Source organism: Pseudomonas saudimassiliensis (assembly GCF_000939975.1).
Taxonomy (GTDB): Bacteria; Pseudomonadota; Gammaproteobacteria; order Pseudomonadales; family Pseudomonadaceae; genus Halopseudomonas; species Halopseudomonas saudimassiliensis.
Genome location: NZ_LK391969.1, coordinates 261,573 through 276,708, shown reverse-complemented (window position 1 = coordinate 276,708; position 15,136 = coordinate 261,573). Strand labels below are relative to the sequence as shown.

15 protein-coding genes are annotated in these 15,136 nt (G+C 63.3%); all 15 read right to left on the bottom strand.

The window, feature by feature from the left end; genetic code table 11:
* Positions 1 to 816 carry an enoyl-CoA hydratase gene (locus VG99_RS01410; RefSeq protein ID WP_044501352.1) on the bottom strand — a complete coding sequence of 272 codons (816 nt, stop codon included), beginning with the start codon at positions 814 to 816 and terminating at the stop codon, positions 1 to 3.
* A 74-nt stretch (positions 817 to 890) separates the two neighbouring features.
* Positions 891 to 1,583: a uracil-DNA glycosylase gene (gene ung / locus VG99_RS01405; protein ID WP_044497923.1), complete on the bottom strand. Its 693-nt coding sequence runs from the start codon at positions 1,581 to 1,583 to the stop codon at positions 891 to 893.
* Between the two features lie 2 nt (positions 1,584 to 1,585).
* Positions 1,586 to 1,915 carry a PA3694 family proteiin gene (locus VG99_RS01400; protein ID WP_044497921.1) on the bottom strand — a complete coding sequence of 110 codons (330 nt, stop codon included), beginning with the start codon at positions 1,913 to 1,915 and terminating at the stop codon, positions 1,586 to 1,588.
* A 10-nt stretch (positions 1,916 to 1,925) separates the two neighbouring features.
* Positions 1,926 to 3,209, bottom strand: a complete 1,284-nt coding sequence (locus VG99_RS01395) for a flavohemoglobin expression-modulating QEGLA motif protein (protein WP_044497919.1) — start codon at positions 3,207 to 3,209, stop codon at positions 1,926 to 1,928.
* 550 nt (positions 3,210 to 3,759) lie between these two features.
* Positions 3,760 to 5,262: a lysine--tRNA ligase gene (gene lysS, locus VG99_RS01390; protein WP_044497917.1), complete on the bottom strand. Its 1,503-nt coding sequence runs from the start codon at positions 5,260 to 5,262 to the stop codon at positions 3,760 to 3,762.
* 65 nt (positions 5,263 to 5,327) lie between these two features.
* A protein-coding gene (gene prfB, locus VG99_RS01385) for a peptide chain release factor 2 (RefSeq protein WP_158023865.1) occupies positions 5,328 to 6,423 on the bottom strand; the annotation gives its coding sequence in 2 pieces (ribosomal slippage) (positions 5,328 to 6,350 and positions 6,352 to 6,423; 1,095 coding nt in all).
* A gap of 77 nt (positions 6,424 to 6,500) precedes the next feature.
* Entirely contained in the window at positions 6,501 to 8,219 is a 1,719-nt protein-coding gene (gene recJ / locus VG99_RS01380) for a single-stranded-DNA-specific exonuclease RecJ (protein WP_044501350.1), read from the bottom strand.
* Between the two features lie 5 nt (positions 8,220 to 8,224).
* The gene (locus VG99_RS01375) at positions 8,225 to 8,764 is read right to left on the bottom strand and encodes a YaeQ family protein (RefSeq protein ID WP_044497908.1); all 540 of its coding nucleotides are present in this window, start codon (positions 8,762 to 8,764) and stop codon (positions 8,225 to 8,227) included.
* An 87-nt stretch (positions 8,765 to 8,851) separates the two neighbouring features.
* Positions 8,852 to 9,340 (bottom strand): MgtC/SapB family protein, encoded by a 489-nt coding sequence (locus VG99_RS01370; protein WP_044497906.1) that lies wholly within the window; start codon positions 9,338 to 9,340, stop codon positions 8,852 to 8,854.
* A gap of 43 nt (positions 9,341 to 9,383) precedes the next feature.
* On the bottom strand, positions 9,384 to 11,507 hold the full coding sequence (gene mdoH, locus VG99_RS01365) for a glucans biosynthesis glucosyltransferase MdoH (protein ID WP_082049957.1): 2,124 nt from the start codon (positions 11,505 to 11,507) through the stop codon (positions 9,384 to 9,386).
* A 1-nt stretch (position 11,508) separates the two neighbouring features.
* Entirely contained in the window at positions 11,509 to 11,754 is a 246-nt protein-coding gene (locus VG99_RS01360; RefSeq protein ID WP_158023864.1) for a hypothetical protein, read from the bottom strand.
* A gap of 14 nt (positions 11,755 to 11,768) precedes the next feature.
* Complete coding sequence (locus VG99_RS01355) at positions 11,769 to 13,313, bottom strand: glucan biosynthesis protein G (RefSeq protein WP_052508649.1); 1,545 nt, start codon at positions 13,311 to 13,313, stop codon at positions 11,769 to 11,771.
* An 81-nt stretch (positions 13,314 to 13,394) separates the two neighbouring features.
* Positions 13,395 to 13,979, bottom strand: a complete 585-nt coding sequence (locus VG99_RS01350; RefSeq protein ID WP_044497901.1) for an exopolysaccharide biosynthesis protein — start codon at positions 13,977 to 13,979, stop codon at positions 13,395 to 13,397.
* Entirely contained in the window at positions 13,976 to 14,797 is an 822-nt protein-coding gene (locus VG99_RS01345; RefSeq protein WP_082049956.1) for a cytochrome c oxidase assembly protein, read from the bottom strand. Before VG99_RS01345 ends, VG99_RS01350 begins: the two co-directional genes overlap by 4 nt.
* Positions 14,788 to 15,132 carry a hypothetical protein gene (locus tag VG99_RS01340; RefSeq protein ID WP_044497898.1) on the bottom strand — a complete coding sequence of 115 codons (345 nt, stop codon included), beginning with the start codon at positions 15,130 to 15,132 and terminating at the stop codon, positions 14,788 to 14,790. Before VG99_RS01340 ends, VG99_RS01345 begins: the two co-directional genes overlap by 10 nt.
* Positions 15,133 to 15,136: the final 4 nt, after the last annotated feature.

Sequence of the window (15,136 nt, the reverse complement as noted above, 5' to 3'; positions counted from 1 at the left end):
TCAGCGATTGGTCCATTGGGGTGGGCGCTTTTCCAGGAAGGCGCTGACCCCTTCCCGGGTGTCCTCCAGATCGAACAGATCGACAAAACGCTCGCGCTCGGCTGTCAGCAAGGTATTCAGCGGCTGGCTGCGTCCGCCCTGGATAAGCTGCTTGCAGGCCTTGACTGCCTGCGGGCTCTGCCGGCTCACCTGGGCCGCCAGGCGCAACGCCGTGGCCAGCGCCTGCCCCTCCTCTACTACCTCCTCGACCAGACCGATACGCTCAGCCTTGACGCCATCAATGCGTTCACCGCAGAGAATCATGCGCTTGGCCCAACCCTCGCCCACCAGCCAGGCCAGCGCCTGGGTGCCGCCGGCACAGGGCAGCAGGCCGACACTCGCTTCCGGCAGCCCCAGCTGCACCTGGCGCTCGGCAATGCGGATGTCGCAAGCCAGCGCGCACTCAAGGCCGCCGCCCATGGCGTAGCCATTCAGTGCGGCGATGGTAACACCGGAAAAATCCCGCAAGGCTTCGAACGCCTGGCCGAACAGCCGGGCGATCAGCCGCGCCTGGGCCTTGTCGCCCTCGGCAAATATCTTCAGGTCGGCGCCAGCGGAGAAGAATCGGTTGCCGCGACCAATGATCACCAAAGCGTAGATGTCCGGGTCGTCGCTGAGATGGCCGATCAGCTCGTGAAGTCCGTGGAGGGTGTCGGTATCCCAGGTGTTGGCGGGCGGGTTGTCGATGGTCAGCAGGGCCGTGTGTCCGGCCTTCTGCACCACCAGCTTGTCGGTACGCGGAACCAGTGCGGTATAGGGCTGCAGGGCATGCTCCATGGCGAACTCCTCGTGACAATCGGAATTCACATCATTGAACATCCCCGCTGCGGCTTCAAGCCGACTGGCGCAGTTTACTCCGGGGCGGGCAATCGCCAGTCGATGGGGTTGCGCCCCTGCTCGATGAGGTAGGCATTGGCGGCGGAGAAATGGCCACAGCCAAGGAAGCCCCGGTGCGCTGACAGCGGCGATGGATGCACGCTCTTGAGCACCTGATGGCGACGGGTGTCGATCTGCTGGCCTTTTTTCTGGGCGTAGCTGCCCCAGAGCATGAACACCAGGTGCTCGCACTGGGTATTGAGGATCTCGATGATCCGTGAGGTGAAGATTTCCCAGCCCCGATTGGCGTGAGCCCCGGCCTGCCCCTGGGTGACGGTGAGTACCGCATTGAGCAGCAGCACGCCCTGTTCGGCCCAGTACTGCAGATTGCCGTGGGTCGGAATCGGGTGCCCCAGGTCTCGCTGGATTTCCTTGAAGATATTCTGCAGCGAAGGCGGCGGTCGCACGCCCGGCTGCACGGAAAAACTCAGGCCGTGGGCCTGGCCCGGCCCGTGATAGGGGTCCTGGCCGATGATGACGACCTTGACCTTATGCAACGGCGTGGTGTTCAGCGCGTTGAAAATCAGCGGTCCCGGCGGGTAGATCACCTTGCCGGCGGCTTTCTCGGCCAGCAGGAACTCGCGCAATTGCGCCATGTAGGGCTGCTCGAACTCATCGCCGAGCGCCTGCTTCCAATCCTCGGCCAGCTGTACCGGATGACTACCCATGATCACGGCGCCGACGGCACTGTCTGGGCGTTGCAGCGTACCACCCGCTGGCGGCTATCCACCAACAGGCCGGACAGGCCATTGTGGCGGGTGTCGTGCAGCATCATCACCCCGTCGACACATTCGGCCGTATGGTTGGCAGCCTTGGCTTGCAGCTGCCCAGCCTCCTCCGAGCCTATGGTCACCAGGCTGAACTCGGCCACCAGCAGCCCCTCTTCCTCGCGCACGAAGTTGAGGTAGCCATAGAAATGCAGCACCGCCATGGTCAGGAACAGGGTCCCCAGCGCGGTGAAGATGTAGGGCAACTTGTTGACTTCAGGTTTATCGCTCATGGCCACACTCCTAGAGGATATTGGCGTAATCAGCCTCGATGCGATCGAGACTGAGATTGGTCAGGAACCCGGAAAAACACATCCAGGCACTGAGCGCGTTCAAATCGGCGAAGGGTTCGGGCAGATAGCGCGGCGGCACCACCAGACCCTCCTCCACCAGCTGGCCGAGGGTGCGCATGTCTTCCAGGGTGGTCTTGCCGCAGAACAGCAGGGGAATCTGCTGCAGCTTGCCCTGGCGCACCGCCAGCTGAATATAGTTGTAGGTCAGGATAAAGCCCTTGAGGTAGGCCAGATCCTTGGTAAAGGGCAAACCGTCGCTGCTGGAGCCGCGAAATACCCGGCTGGCATTGGTATAGCTGGCCTCGTCGCTATAGCCTTCGCCACGATAGAAACCGAACACATCGAGAAAATCACCGCCGGCTTCCGCCAGTTGGATGGCCCGGGTGCGGTTGGTCAGTTTGCGCAGACGGGATGGATAGGAAGCAAAGGTAACGATCTCCATCAAGATCGCCAGGCCTTCCTGCGTCACGGTGGACGACGGCGGCCCCTTGGCCAGGAAGGTGCAGATCGGCTGGTGCTGGCCATTGAGGCTGGTCGCCACATGCACCATGCCCTCGTGAACGGCGAGGATCTTCAGGTCACGCTGGTTGAACAGCGCATCACTGCGGATCTTGATGTAGTCAGCCCCGGCGGCAGCATCGGCGACGATACCGTCAGACTCGAACACCCGCACCGCCTGGTCATCGGTGAAAACCGTGTTCATCTGCTCCTGCAGGATCGCCACCGCCTCGGGCGCGGCAATGGTCTTGGGTTCATGGCCGAGGTCATTGCCGATATTGCTCAGGGATTCGCTGAGCATGATGCCCAGATCGGTGATGGTCGGGTCGCCAGCGTGGAAGGCGTCGGAAGCCGAGCCATACAGTTCCTGGGAAATGCGCCCAAACTCGGCAGTGCCCCGTCCCTCGATCATGCGCAGCACCATGCGGTATTCACGGCACATGCGCCGCATGATCTGCCCGACCGGGTTGAAGGTACCGAGCTGACGGGTAATATCCCGCTCGATATCCTGGAATACCTGCAGGCGCTCGGCTGGATCGAAACTCAGCGGCCGGCCCTTGTAGTAGTCCGGACCCACGTCTGGCAGCTTACGGCAACCGTCGCGGAAGAACTGGTCGCGGATGTTGTCATCCCACTTGATGGCATCCAGCACCCGAATCGGCGCCTGCGCGTCAACAATACGGTCCGACAGGCTGCGGATAACCAGTTGGTACTGCTCGCTCTGTTTTACCGCCATGTTGAGTCTTCCTGTTGTCTGTTGCTGCTGTCTGGTGCTGGTTGCCGGGCCGTGCAGGGAAACATTGATCTGGCTGGGCTGTGGAGTGGCCGGATCAGGTGCCACCCAGTCCAGACACGCCGTGAATACATCCCTGTAGGCTCGCGGTTGCCATCCCTGGCAACCGACGGTCTGGCCTGGGTGGCACCTGACCCGGCTCGCAAGCCTCAGTGTGGATCAATGTTTCCGGCGTGCCCGGGCTAGCGCAACCACGCTACCCCTTTGGCGAACTTGCCACTGATCGCACCTTGTCGTCCCGCAGGCGCGCGACAACCCAAAAACCGACAGCCACTCCCAATTATCCGGAAAGCGGATCATTGCACGGACTATACAAGCGGGGTCGGGTTCGGCCTATGTGGGACCGTCGGTTGCCAGGGATGGCAACCGCGAGCTACATGGATGTACTTGCCGCGTGTCCCATATAGGCCGAACCCGACCCCGCCACCTCACCAACCAGGCTTGATCCGCTTTCCCCGCACAAAACACAAACTCAATGCCAAACTACTTCCGATCAGACCTCAGGCCGCATATGCGGGAACAGGATGACATCACGGATCGACGGCGAGTTGGTCAGCAGCATCACCAGACGGTCGATGCCGATGCCTTCACCGGCCGTGGGCGGCATGCCGTATTCCAGCGCGCGGACGAAGTCAGCGTCGAAATGCATGGCTTCGTCGTCACCCGCATCCTTCTCCGCCACCTGGGCGTGGAAGCGCTCGGCCTGGTCCTCGGCGTCATTGAGCTCCGAGTAGGCATTGGCAATTTCCCGGCCACCGATGAACAGCTCGAAACGATCGGTCACGTTCGGATCCTGGTCGTTGCGGCGCGCCAGCGGCGAGACTTCGAAGGGGTACTGGGTGATGAATGTCGGCTGTTCCAGCTTGTGCTCGACCAGCTCTTCAAAAATCATCACCTGCAGCTTGCCCAGACCCTCATGGCCGAGCACCTTGGCCCCGGCTTTCTTGGCGATATCCCGGGCGCGGTCCACATCCTTCAGGTCATCCGCGCTGAGCTCGGGGTTGAACTTGAGAATCGCGTCGAATACCGACAACCGGGCAAAGGGCTCACCGAAATGGAACACCTTGTCGCCATAGGGCACATCGGTGGTGCCGAGCACCGCCTGGGCCAGTTCGCGGAACAGCTCCTCGGTCAGGTCCATGTTGTCTTCGTAATCGGCGTAGGCCTGGTAGAACTCGAGCATGGTGAACTCGGGGTTGTGCCGGGTGGAAACGCCTTCATTACGGAAGTTGCGGTTGATCTCGAAGACCTTCTCGAAACCACCCACCACCAGGCGCTTGAGGTACAGCTCCGGGGCGATACGCAGGAACATGGGCAGGTCCAGCGCGTTGTGATGGGTCTCGAAGGGCTTGGCCGCAGCGCCACCTGGGATGGTCTGCAGCATCGGGGTTTCCACTTCCAGGAAGCCCCGCTCGCTGAGAAAGCGGCGGATATGCGAGATCACCTGGGAGCGCACGCGGAAGGTATCGCGCACCTCCTCGTTGACGATCAGGTCGACATACCGCTGTCGGTAGCGCTGCTCGGTGTCGGTCAGCCCGTGGTGCTTGTCCGGCAGGGGGCGCAGGGACTTGGTCAGCAGCTGGACCGCGGTCATGTGCACATACAGGTCACCCTTGCCGGAACGCGCCAGCGTGCCTTCAGCGGCGATGATGTCACCCAGATCCCAGGTCTTGATCGCCTCCAGGGTCTCGGCGGACAGCCCCTTGCGGTCGACGTAGACCTGGATGCGCCCGCTCATGTCCTGCAGCACCATGAACGCACCGCGGTTGAGCATGATGCGCCCTGCCACTTTGACCTTGATGGCGGCGTCGGCCAGCGCTTCCTTGCTGCTGTCGGCATACTGCTTCTGCAGATCACCCGCCAGGCTGTCGCGACGGAAATCGTTGGGGAAGGCCTGGCCCTTGGCGCGCTCAGCGGCAAGTTTTTCCTTGCGCAGCGCGATCAGACTGTTTTCTTCCTCTTGCAGTGCATGCTCATTCAGCGGTTGTTCGCTCATTTCTCTGTCCTGGGTAGATCAATTCGGTGAAAGTGCCGGCGGATCGGCAAGTGCACAGGGCCCGGTTACAGGCCCTGTTTCAGACTGGCTTCGAGAAACTCGTTGATGTCGCCATCCAGCACGGCGTCGCAGTTGCTCTCCTCGATACCGGTGCGCAGATCCTTGATCCGCGACTGGTCCAGTACGTAGGAACGGATCTGGTGACCCCAGCCGATATCCGACTTGCTGTCTTCCTGGGCCTGGGAGGCTTCGGTACGCTTCTGCATTTCCAGCTCGTACAACTTGGCCCGCAGCATTTTCATGGCGGTGTCCTTGTTGGCGTGCTGGGAGCGTTCGTTCTGGCAGCTGACCACGGTGTTGGTCGGCACGTGGGTAATACGTACCGCCGAGTCGGTGGTGTTAACGTGCTGACCACCGGCACCGGATGAACGGTAGGTATCGATGCGCAGGTCGGACGGGTTGATCTCGATTTCGATGTTGTCATCGATTTCCGGCGACACGAACACGGCGGTGAAGGAGGTATGGCGGCGGTTACCCGAGTCATAGGGACTCTTGCGCACCAGCCGGTGCACGCCAATCTCGGTACGCAGCCAGCCGTATGCATAGGGTCCCTTGATATGCAGGGTAGCGCCCTTGATACCTGCCACTTCACCGGCGGTCAGTTCCATGATGGTGGCGTCGAAGCCGTTGTGATCGGCCCAGCGCAGGTACATGCGCAGCAACATGTTGGCCCAGTCCTGGGCCTCGGTGCCACCGGAGCCGGCCTGGATGTCCAGGTAGGCGTTATTCTCATCCATCTCGCCGCTGAACATGCGGCGGAATTCCAGGGCTTCCAGGCGCGTTTGCATGCGCTGCAGCTCACTGGTGACATCGGCCACAGCGCCTTCGTCGTTTTCCTCGACGGCCATTTCCAGCAGTTCGGCGGCGTCATTCAGGCCGCTGCTCAGGTCGTCGAGGGTGCCGACGATCTCCGCCAGGGAAGCCCGCTCCCGGCCCAGGTTCTGCGCCCGCTCAGGGTCGTTCCAGACGCCGGGGTCTTCCAGCTCGCGCTCTACTTCGGTCAACCGATCACGTTTGTGATCGTAGTCAAAGATACCCCCTGATGGTCTCGGAGCGGCCACGCAGGTCTTTGATGGTGTTCAGAATCGGATTGATTTCCATGGTGACTAATCCCGTCAGGAAAAAGGGGACATTGTAGCGGAAAACCCCGCCCCGGTGCAGTGACAAGCTCAGCCCGTTCAGCAGGCCTGCAAGTGACGCACCAGCAGCTGCAGGCTTTGCCGGCCGCGGTATTCATTGATGTCCAGGCTGTAGGCCAGGCGCACCCGGCGAATGTTCGGGTCCGGCCAGACCTGCGGGTCGATATTGAAGGCAATGGCGTCCAGGATCTCGGTACTGCCCAGCGGCTGCAAAACCATCTTCAGGTGGCGCTCGCCGACCAGCCGCTGCTGGATCAGGCCGAACTCGCCGTGGAAGCCCGGCTCGGGAAAATGCTGACCCCAGGGCCCGGCCTCGCGCAGATGGGCCGCCAGTTGCAGATTGAACTCATCGACTGCCAGTTCGCCGTCGCACAGCAATCGCCCGGTCAGGTCATCCGCACACAGCTGGCGGCGGACTTCCCGGTCGAAGGCGGCGCGAAAGTCGTCGAAGTGACTGGCCGGCAGGGACAGCCCGGCCGCCATGGCGTGGCCGCCGAACTTGCTGATCAATCCCGGGTTGGCCGCAGCCACCGCATCCAGCGCATCGCGGATATGCAGCCCGGCAACGGAGCGGGCCGAGCCCTTGATCTGCCCGTCGCCGGCATCGGCAAAGGCGATCACCGGCCGGTGATAACGATCCTTGAGGCGAGACGCGAGAATACCGATCACGCCCTGGTGCCATTGCGCATCGAACAAACACAGGCCGAAGGGCAGATCGGCCTCCTGCAGGTCGGCATTGTCCAGCATGGCCAGGGCCTGCTTCTGCATGTCCTGCTCGATGCTCTTGCGGTCCCGGTTGAGGCTGTCCAGTTCGGTAGCCATATCCCGGGCCAGCTGTTCATCGCCGGTCAGCAGGCATTCGATGCCCAGGCTCATATCATCCAGCCGGCCCGCCGCATTCAGCCGCGGCCCGATGATGAAGCCCAGGTCGGTGGACACCAGCCGATCAGCGGGGCGCCGGGCGACCTCCAGCAGCGCGCGGATACCCGGCCGGCATCGGCCGGCGCGGATACGCGCCAGGCCCTGATGTACCAGCACCCGGTTGTTGGCATCCAGCGGCACCACATCCGCCACCGTGCCCAGGGCCACCAGATCCAGCAGCTCGGCCAGGTTCGGTTCGGGCCGCTCGGCGGTGAACCAGCCGCTGTCGCGCAGCGATGCGCGCAGGGCCATCAATACATAAAAGATCACCCCGACGCCGGCAATTGCCTTGCTGGGAAAGGCGCAGCCGGGCTGACTGGGATTGACGATGGCATCAGCGTCGGGCAGTTGCTCGGCGGGCAGGTGGTGATCGGTCACCACCACCTTGAGCCCGGCGGCCTTGGCCGCTGCCACGCCTTCGATACTGGAAATGCCGTTATCCACGGTGACCAGCACATCCGGGCGATTGGCCAGCGCTACCTCGACAATTTCCGGGGTCAGCCCGTAGCCGTATTCGAAGCGGTTGGGCACCAGGTAATCGACCTTTGCCGCCCCCAGGGCGCGCAGCCCAAGCACCGCCACACTGCTGGCGGTGGCGCCGTCGCAATCGAAATCACCGACCACCAGAATCGACTGACCTTGCGCCAGCGCCTCGCGCAATACCGCCACGGCCTGGTCCATGCCCTTGAACAACGTCCAGGGCAGCAACGACCGCAGGCTGCGGTCCAGTTCAGCGGCCGAGCGCACGCCACGGGCGGCGTAGAGTCGCGTCAATAGTGGTGGCAGATCGCCCAGGTCCGGCAGCTCGGCGGGCACGGGGCGGGACTCGATACGCATGGCGATCAGCGCTCCCCCATCAGCCACTCAAGGGCGAACTCATGCTGGGTATCGGCGTCGCTGACGTAGAGCACCCCGTCGGAAATCATCACGCCCCACTCAATCGTGCGCCCCAATTCGGCGGCCAGCGCGTCCAGCGGCTCCTGGGGCAGCGCCGTGATATTCAGGTTCTTCAGGTTCGCCACCGCCGGAATCATCTTGCTCGCCCATACCCGGGTGTTGCCATAGGCCAGCAGGGAAACGCGCTCGGCGCGCCGGGAACACCAGGTCAGACGATCGGCATCCGGTTGGCCAACCTCGATCCAGTGCTCGATGCGGTCATCCAGGCTCTTGTGCCAGAGCGCCGGCTCGTCCACCTCGGACAAGCCGCGGCCAAAGGCCAGCCGCTCCTGATACCAGAGCGCATAGGCGAGAATACGCGCGGCCAGGCGTTGGCCGGTTTCCGAGGGATGCCGCGCGACGGTGATGCGCAGATCTTCGTAGATACCGCGGTCGGTATCGGTGATGTTGAGCTGGACTTTACAGGGGACGGACTGGAGCGCCATGGAGCGAGGGCCTGTTGCAGAGGGACCGACAAGTGTACCGCAAAAGCGCCTGCGTCGCTGTCGGTCTATCGGCCGGTGACCCTGCTGTCAGGTGTCGTTCTTGTTCTGCGGCTCGAGGAAATGCGGCAGCACATTGAGGATGAACAGCATCAACAAGGTGGCGAGCACCGCGGTGGCCTCCAGGCCGACACCCACCGAGACACCTACCGCGGCGGTCATCCACACCCCGGCGGCGGTGGTCAGGCCCTTGACCTCGTTCATCCGATCGCCCTTGATGATGGTGCCCACTCCCAGGAAGCCGATACCCGCGACTATCCCCTGCACCACCCGGCTCATGGCGTCGTCGCCGCCGCCGGACAGCTCCGACGCGAGCACGAACAGGGCCGAGCCGGTGCATACCAACATGTGGGTACGTATCCCTGCGGCCTTGCCATGGGTTTCGCGCTCATAGCCCAGCAGACCGCCCAGCACGGCGGCCAGCAGCAACCGCAGGGCAACGCGCGTCGCCTGCTCGACGTCGGTCAGGTCCGAGAACTCGCTGAGCAGCGTGACCAGAATGATATCGATAACATCCATTACCGAGCCTGCCATTGACCGATGGGAGCTATCAGCATAGCAGTCACGCCGGCGTGCGCCGTGGCGCCGGTTGACGGGTAATTTGCCGGCGCAGCAGCCGTCCCCAGATCGAGCCCGGCAAGCTGCGCCAGACCTGATGATGCAGCCAGGCCATGGCCTGGGCATCCTGGGCCAGCAGGCTCTGTTCGGTGCGATCAAGGGCGCCGGGGCCCTGCTCCAGACAACGCTGGCACAGGGCATCCAGCCGCTGGCGGCGTGGCCCCGCCGGTGCGCGGCGCGCCAATCCAACCTGCAGCGCGTTGTAGCGCGGGTGGATTACCGACTCGCAGAAGCCTGGCTGCTCGACGCCCTCCAGCGGACTATGCGTCATGTCTTCCAGCAACTTGGAGCCGTAGGCTTCCTCGGCGGTCATCAGCCAGCCGCGGCGACGCAATCGCTGACCCAACTGCACCCGGCTGAGTACCACGGAAATCGGCGCAGCAAAGATCAGCGGCAAGGCCACCGGCAGGGACCAGTAGAAGAACATCGGCTGCAGCCACAGGGCGAACAGCGCCCAGGCCAGGCCGAGAATCGACCCGGGCGCCTGGTAGATCAGCGCTTCGACCCAGCCGGTTTCGCTGGTGCGGTTCTGCCCGGCCCAGCTGAGTTTCACATTGAGCAGCGCTTCCACCACGTAGCGCGAATGGGAGAGCATGCGAATTGGGGCGAGCAAGGCCGAAACCAGACTTTCCAGCAGCACACTGCCCAGCAACCGCAAAAAGCCGCCGAAGGCCCGCACCCGCTGCGTCAGGGCCGCATCGGCCAGGCCGAGGAACTTGGGCAGAAACAGCAGGCTGAGCGTTGCTGCCACCAGCCCGGCTGCGCGCAGCGGCTGCCATTGCGGCCACAGCGGGAACAGCTGGTGCGGATCGGGAAAGTAGTTGATCGGCCACAGCACCAGGCGGGTGGTGGCGATGGTGGTCAGTACCAGGAAGGCCAGCCACAAGGGCGACGCGACGTAGGACATGATGCCGTTGAGAAAGGCCATGCGGTGGGCGAACCGCAACCGCCGACTGCCGAACAACAGCCACAGATGCTGCATGTTGCCCTTGACCCAGCGCTGATCACGGGTCAATTCGTCCACCAGCGACGGTGGCGACTCCTCCCAGCTGTCGCGCAGGCCTGGCTCCAGCCAGACCTCGTAGCCGGCCCGGCCCAGATAGGCGGCTTCGACGAAGTCATGGCTCATGATCGGGCCGCGGAACAGTCCCCAACCGGGCAGTTTGCGCAAACCACAGTGGGCCATGAAGGGCTTGATCCGCAGGATGGCGTTGTGGCCCCAGAAGGCAGCCTCGCCCAACTGGAACGCGGCCAGGCCGGTGGTAAACAGCGGCCCGTACAGCTGGCTGGAGAATTGCTGGACCCGCGCGAACAACGAGCGGCCGTTGAGCAGCTCGGGACTGGTCTGCAGAATCCCCACCTGCCGGTGGCGCTCCATCAACTGGACCATGGTCACCAGCGTTTCGCCGCCCATCAGGCTGTCGGCGTCCAGCACTATCATGTAGTCGTAACGGCGCCCCCAGCGGCGCAGGAAGTCGCCCACGTTACCGCTCTTGTAATTCAGGTTGAGCTTGCGCCGCCGGTAGAACAGCCGACCCGCCGCACCCAGGGTCTCGACCAGCCGTGCCCAGGCCGCCTGTTCGCGCAGCCAGACGTCCGGCTCGCGACTGTCGGAGAGGATGAAAAAGTCGAAATGTTCGAGTTGACCGGTACGTTCCAGGCTGCGGTAGACCGCACTGAGTCCCCCCAGGCTGCGCTCGATGGGCTCGTGGTAGATGGGCATCAGGATCGCCGTGCGCGCCAGCGGCGTCGCCGCCAGGGTGGCCGCGTCCTGCTGGCGCAGCAGGGAGTGCCGATCACCGCCCAAGCGGCGCAGGACAAAGCCGGTAATGGCAATCCAGAAGCCGAAGGAGATCCAGGCAAACAGCAGCGCAAACAGCACCAGCATGCCGATTTCCACCCCGTTGCCACCCTGGTAGGGCAGTACCGACAGCATGAACCAGCTGGCTGCCAGCGTCTGGCCTGCCACCAGCAGCAACAGGGTGGTACGGCGCAGCCAGGCCGCTGCCCGCCAACGGCGACGGCCTCCGCGAGCATCCCTTCCCGCGGTACTTGGCATGGCGGTCATATCAATAATCTCCGTAATCGATACTGCCACGCTGCAGCAGCGGGCTGGCGGGCGGCGGCGACGGCATGGCGGTTTCCGCCAACAGCGGCTGCAGACAGCGATCGCACAACTCGGCGGTGTCCGCAGTCATGTTGTCCGCTATGCACCGCAATATGGCCGCTTGCCGCTCGGGTGTCGGCTCCTGGCCGGCCCATTGCAGCCAGGCCAGCAATCGACGCAGGGTTACCTCAGCGACAGATGCGCGCATGCTGATCCCGACATTCAATGGATGACATTGAGCACGTCACTGCCGGGGGCAAGTTGATAGGTCCAGGTTTCGCTGAGCCGCTCCTCCCCTTCCCGCAGGAAGGCCCGTACCGATAGCGGACGGTCCCTCGCCGGCTTGACCAGCATCGACAACCGCCAGCGCTCCAGCGCGGGAACGTATTCCACGAAATGCTCGACCAGCTCGCCGTCCTCCAGCGCCACCACCTCGGCGGCCACCGGAGCCTCGGCAGCGCGGTCGGCCAGCGGTCCGCCGACGAAATCGGCGATCACGCGCACGGCGCCTTCGACATCACCGCCGCCGACCCGGGTGCCGTCGCCGAGGAAGCTGTCCACTGCCTGGGCCATGGGGTTACCCGTCAGGTCGGCCATGCCGAAGCGGGCGGTATAGGCAAACCGGTGCGGCCCTTGCTCCGGCAAGCCCTGATCCGGGGTCCAGAAGGCGACGATGTTGTCGTTGGTTTCATCCGGCGTCGGCAGCTGGGTAAGCACCACATGGCCCTTGCCCCAATCGCCCTCAGGCTCGATCCAGGCGCTGGGCCGCGTAGAATATGCAGCCTCCGGGTCCATGTAGCTGCGGAACTCATCATCGCGCTGTAGCAGGCCGAAGCCGCGCAGGCTCTGCGTGGCGTAATAATCCATGGTCAGGGTCGTTGGATTGTTCAGCGGCCGCCACAGCCATTCATCCGTAGCGCCGTCATGCACCAGCAGGCCGTCGCTATCATGCACCTCGGGGCGCCATTCACCATGGGGGCGCAGGGTATTTTCGCCGTAATAGAACATGCTGGTCAGCGGTGCGATGCCCGTCAACTCTATGCCCTGGCGCGGGAAGAGCACCGACTCCACCTTCATCGCGGTCTCATCGCCCGGGGTTACGGTGAATTTGTAGGCGCCGGCCAGACTCCTGCCGTCCAGCAGCCCGTAGAAGGTCATGCTGTCACTTTCGGCGGCGGGTTTCTCCAGCCAGAACTCGACGAAGGAGGGAAATTCCTCACCACTGGGCAAGCCGGTGTTAACCGCGATGCCCCGCCCCGACAGGCCGAAGTTGTTATCCCGCCCGACGGCCCGATAATAGCTGGCACCCGCAAATACCAGGAACTGGTTCTGGGCATCCGGCGCGGCGAAGGGGAAGGTCAGCTTGAAACCGGCAAAGCCCAGGTCCGGCGGCATGAGTTTCTCGACTTCGCTGTTGGGGTAGGTGAACTGGGTCTTGTCGAAGGCCAGCGGTTGCGCCTCGCCATCCTGGATCACATTGATGGTCACCGCATGGTGATAGAACAACCCCGGCGGAATCAGCATCAGATTGAAGGGCAGTTGCTCGTCCAGCCAGAGGCTGCTTTCCGGCTTGAAACGGATGCTCTGGTAATCGTGGTAGCTCAGTTCCTGGAGGAAGCGGGGAATCTGCGGAGGGGCCTGCCAGGCACTGCCGGCCAAGGTCTCGGCCTTATCAATCACGGACTGGAAATCGAACTCTTCTGCAGCTGCCGTCAACGGCAATACCAGCAGCGCCGAGCACAGCAGCTGCCTGAATCCAGTTGTCATCCTCATCTCCCTTAACCTTTAATCGACGCCGTTGCGGTTTCGTTAGAGCCTTAGGTTACAAAGCCTCGAGTCAGTTCCCTGTCACATAAAACTGTAAATAATGAGCCCGCCTACACCCAGGGTGACGCTATAGGCCAGCAGCGCCAGCACCCCATCATGGGCGATCATGGCCAGGCCGAAACAGGTCAGCGCCAGGCCGGCACTGCTCGCGGCAAAGGGCAGTGGCTCCAGGAGCGGCAGGGTCACCGCCAGCAGCAGGCAGACCAGCGCGATCGGCCAGCTGGCGGGTCCATCGACCAGTACGCTCAGCCGCTCCTTGATCAGGCGATCGACGAAACGCGCCGGTCGTCGCAGCCATTGGGAGGCCTTGGCCAACTTCGATTGCCCAATCTGCCGCCGCAGGATCCAGCCCGGCAACCAGATATGCTTGCGCCGCACCAGCATCTGCAGGGCGATCAGGAACACGGCCACGCCCATGGTCGAAGGCAAGGTCGGAATACCGCTCAGGGGCGAGACCAGGATCAGGCCGATGAGCAGCAACACCGGGCCGAAGGAGCGTTTACCAATGGTCCCCATCAGCATGTCCAGTGAGACCGCTTCCTCGCCGTTGCCCGCCTCGTCGATGCGGTCCAGCAGCTGCTCCAGGCTGGTGAGTTTCTGTTTCATGCGCCCTCTTCCATCGCTCGCCGCATGCTGCGGTTCAATCGCCGGTACCAGCGCGATCCGATCCAGGCCGAGGCGGCAATATAGGGCAGCCCCCCCAGCACCCACATGATCAGCCCGGCCAGCTGCTGGTCCTGCAGGTCACGGGCATCGCCGTAGAAGGGTGCCTTGGCAAAGGTGAGGATCGCCCCCAATACGCCGGTATGCATCAGGGTAAACAGCATGGCGAGTAGCGCCCAGGGTCCGCCGGAATGTCGGCTCTGCAATGCGGACCACCAGAACAACCCGGCCGAGACGATGAACATCAGGTGCTCCACCGCGTGCCACCAGGGATTTTCCAGCGCCAGGATGTAGAAATAGGGCATGTGCCAGAACCACAGGATCAGCCCGTGTGCCCAGGCCATCGCCATCGGCCAGGCGGCCAGCTTCAGCAGTCCACGATAGGCCAGCTGCACAACCCTGCCGCCACTGCTGATCATCTGCGCCAGCGGCTGGGCCAATACCCATAGCGGCGGGATGATCACCATGAACAGCATATGCTGGACCATGTGCGCCGAGGCGCTGGTCTCGGCCCATTCATCCAGCGGCCCGGCAATGGCAAACAGGCATACCAGCGACCCCAGGTGGAAACACACTGACTGCCACCAGCGGGTTGGCCGGCGCAGCTGGCCGATCAGAAACAGCAGCCAGAACAGCAACAGCATACCGACGCTGATCATGGCGCTGACCAGATCCGCGCCCGTGCTGTCCAGCGGGCTGTGGGCCAGCGCCAGGGGGCTGAATAGCAGGGCCAGCGCCCCAAGAGGTAATGTCATAGGCATGGTGGAAGAAACCAGACAGGTACCGCCACCACGATCGTGGCGAAGGCGGACAGTAGATAAAGACCGGCGGAGGTACGGGCGACAAAGCGCCGGTTGGGCTGGGCGGGATCGGGTGTGTAGCGGGCGCAGTAGCGCGCGGCCCAGGCCAGCGCACCGACCACTGGGAGGGTGGCCAGCCAGAGCACGATGTTGATCCAGTTGACCGCCCCTTGCGCAGGGTCGGGCGGCAGAACCTTGCAGGCCACCGAGAGCCCCCCGTACAGGACGGTAAACCAGAAGGCCCAGACCGTCAGGCCGATGATCAGATGAAGCGGATGCCAGGACGGAATTCGCATGCAG

Excerpts from the sequence above, each read along its gene's own strand:
- VG99_RS01410 (WP_044501352.1), bottom strand. The coding sequence starts at position 816 with ATGGAGCATGCCCTGCAGCCCTATACCGCACTGGTTCCGCGTACCGAC.
- ung (WP_044497923.1), bottom strand. The coding sequence starts at position 1,583 with ATGGGTAGTCATCCGGTACAGCTGGCCGAGGATTGGAAGCAGGCGCTC.
- VG99_RS01400 (WP_044497921.1), bottom strand. The coding sequence starts at position 1,915 with ATGAGCGATAAACCTGAAGTCAACAAGTTGCCCTACATCTTCACCGCG.
- VG99_RS01395 (WP_044497919.1), bottom strand. The coding sequence starts at position 3,209 with ATGGCGGTAAAACAGAGCGAGCAGTACCAACTGGTTATCCGCAGCCTG.
- lysS (WP_044497917.1), bottom strand. The coding sequence starts at position 5,262 with ATGAGCGAACAACCGCTGAATGAGCATGCACTGCAAGAGGAAGAAAAC.
- recJ (WP_044501350.1), bottom strand. The coding sequence starts at position 8,219 with ATGCGTATCGAGTCCCGCCCCGTGCCCGCCGAGCTGCCGGACCTGGGC.
- VG99_RS01375 (WP_044497908.1), bottom strand. The coding sequence starts at position 8,764 with ATGGCGCTCCAGTCCGTCCCCTGTAAAGTCCAGCTCAACATCACCGAT.
- VG99_RS01370 (WP_044497906.1), bottom strand. The coding sequence starts at position 9,340 with ATGGATGTTATCGATATCATTCTGGTCACGCTGCTCAGCGAGTTCTCG.
- mdoH (WP_082049957.1), bottom strand. The coding sequence starts at position 11,507 with ATGACCGCCATGCCAAGTACCGCGGGAAGGGATGCTCGCGGAGGCCGT.
- VG99_RS01360 (WP_158023864.1), bottom strand. The coding sequence starts at position 11,754 with ATGCGCGCATCTGTCGCTGAGGTAACCCTGCGTCGATTGCTGGCCTGG.
- VG99_RS01355 (WP_052508649.1), bottom strand. The coding sequence starts at position 13,313 with ATGACAACTGGATTCAGGCAGCTGCTGTGCTCGGCGCTGCTGGTATTG.
- VG99_RS01350 (WP_044497901.1), bottom strand. The coding sequence starts at position 13,979 with ATGAAACAGAAACTCACCAGCCTGGAGCAGCTGCTGGACCGCATCGAC.
- VG99_RS01345 (WP_082049956.1), bottom strand. The coding sequence starts at position 14,797 with ATGCCTATGACATTACCTCTTGGGGCGCTGGCCCTGCTATTCAGCCCC.
- VG99_RS01340 (WP_044497898.1), bottom strand. The coding sequence starts at position 15,132 with ATGCGAATTCCGTCCTGGCATCCGCTTCATCTGATCATCGGCCTGACG.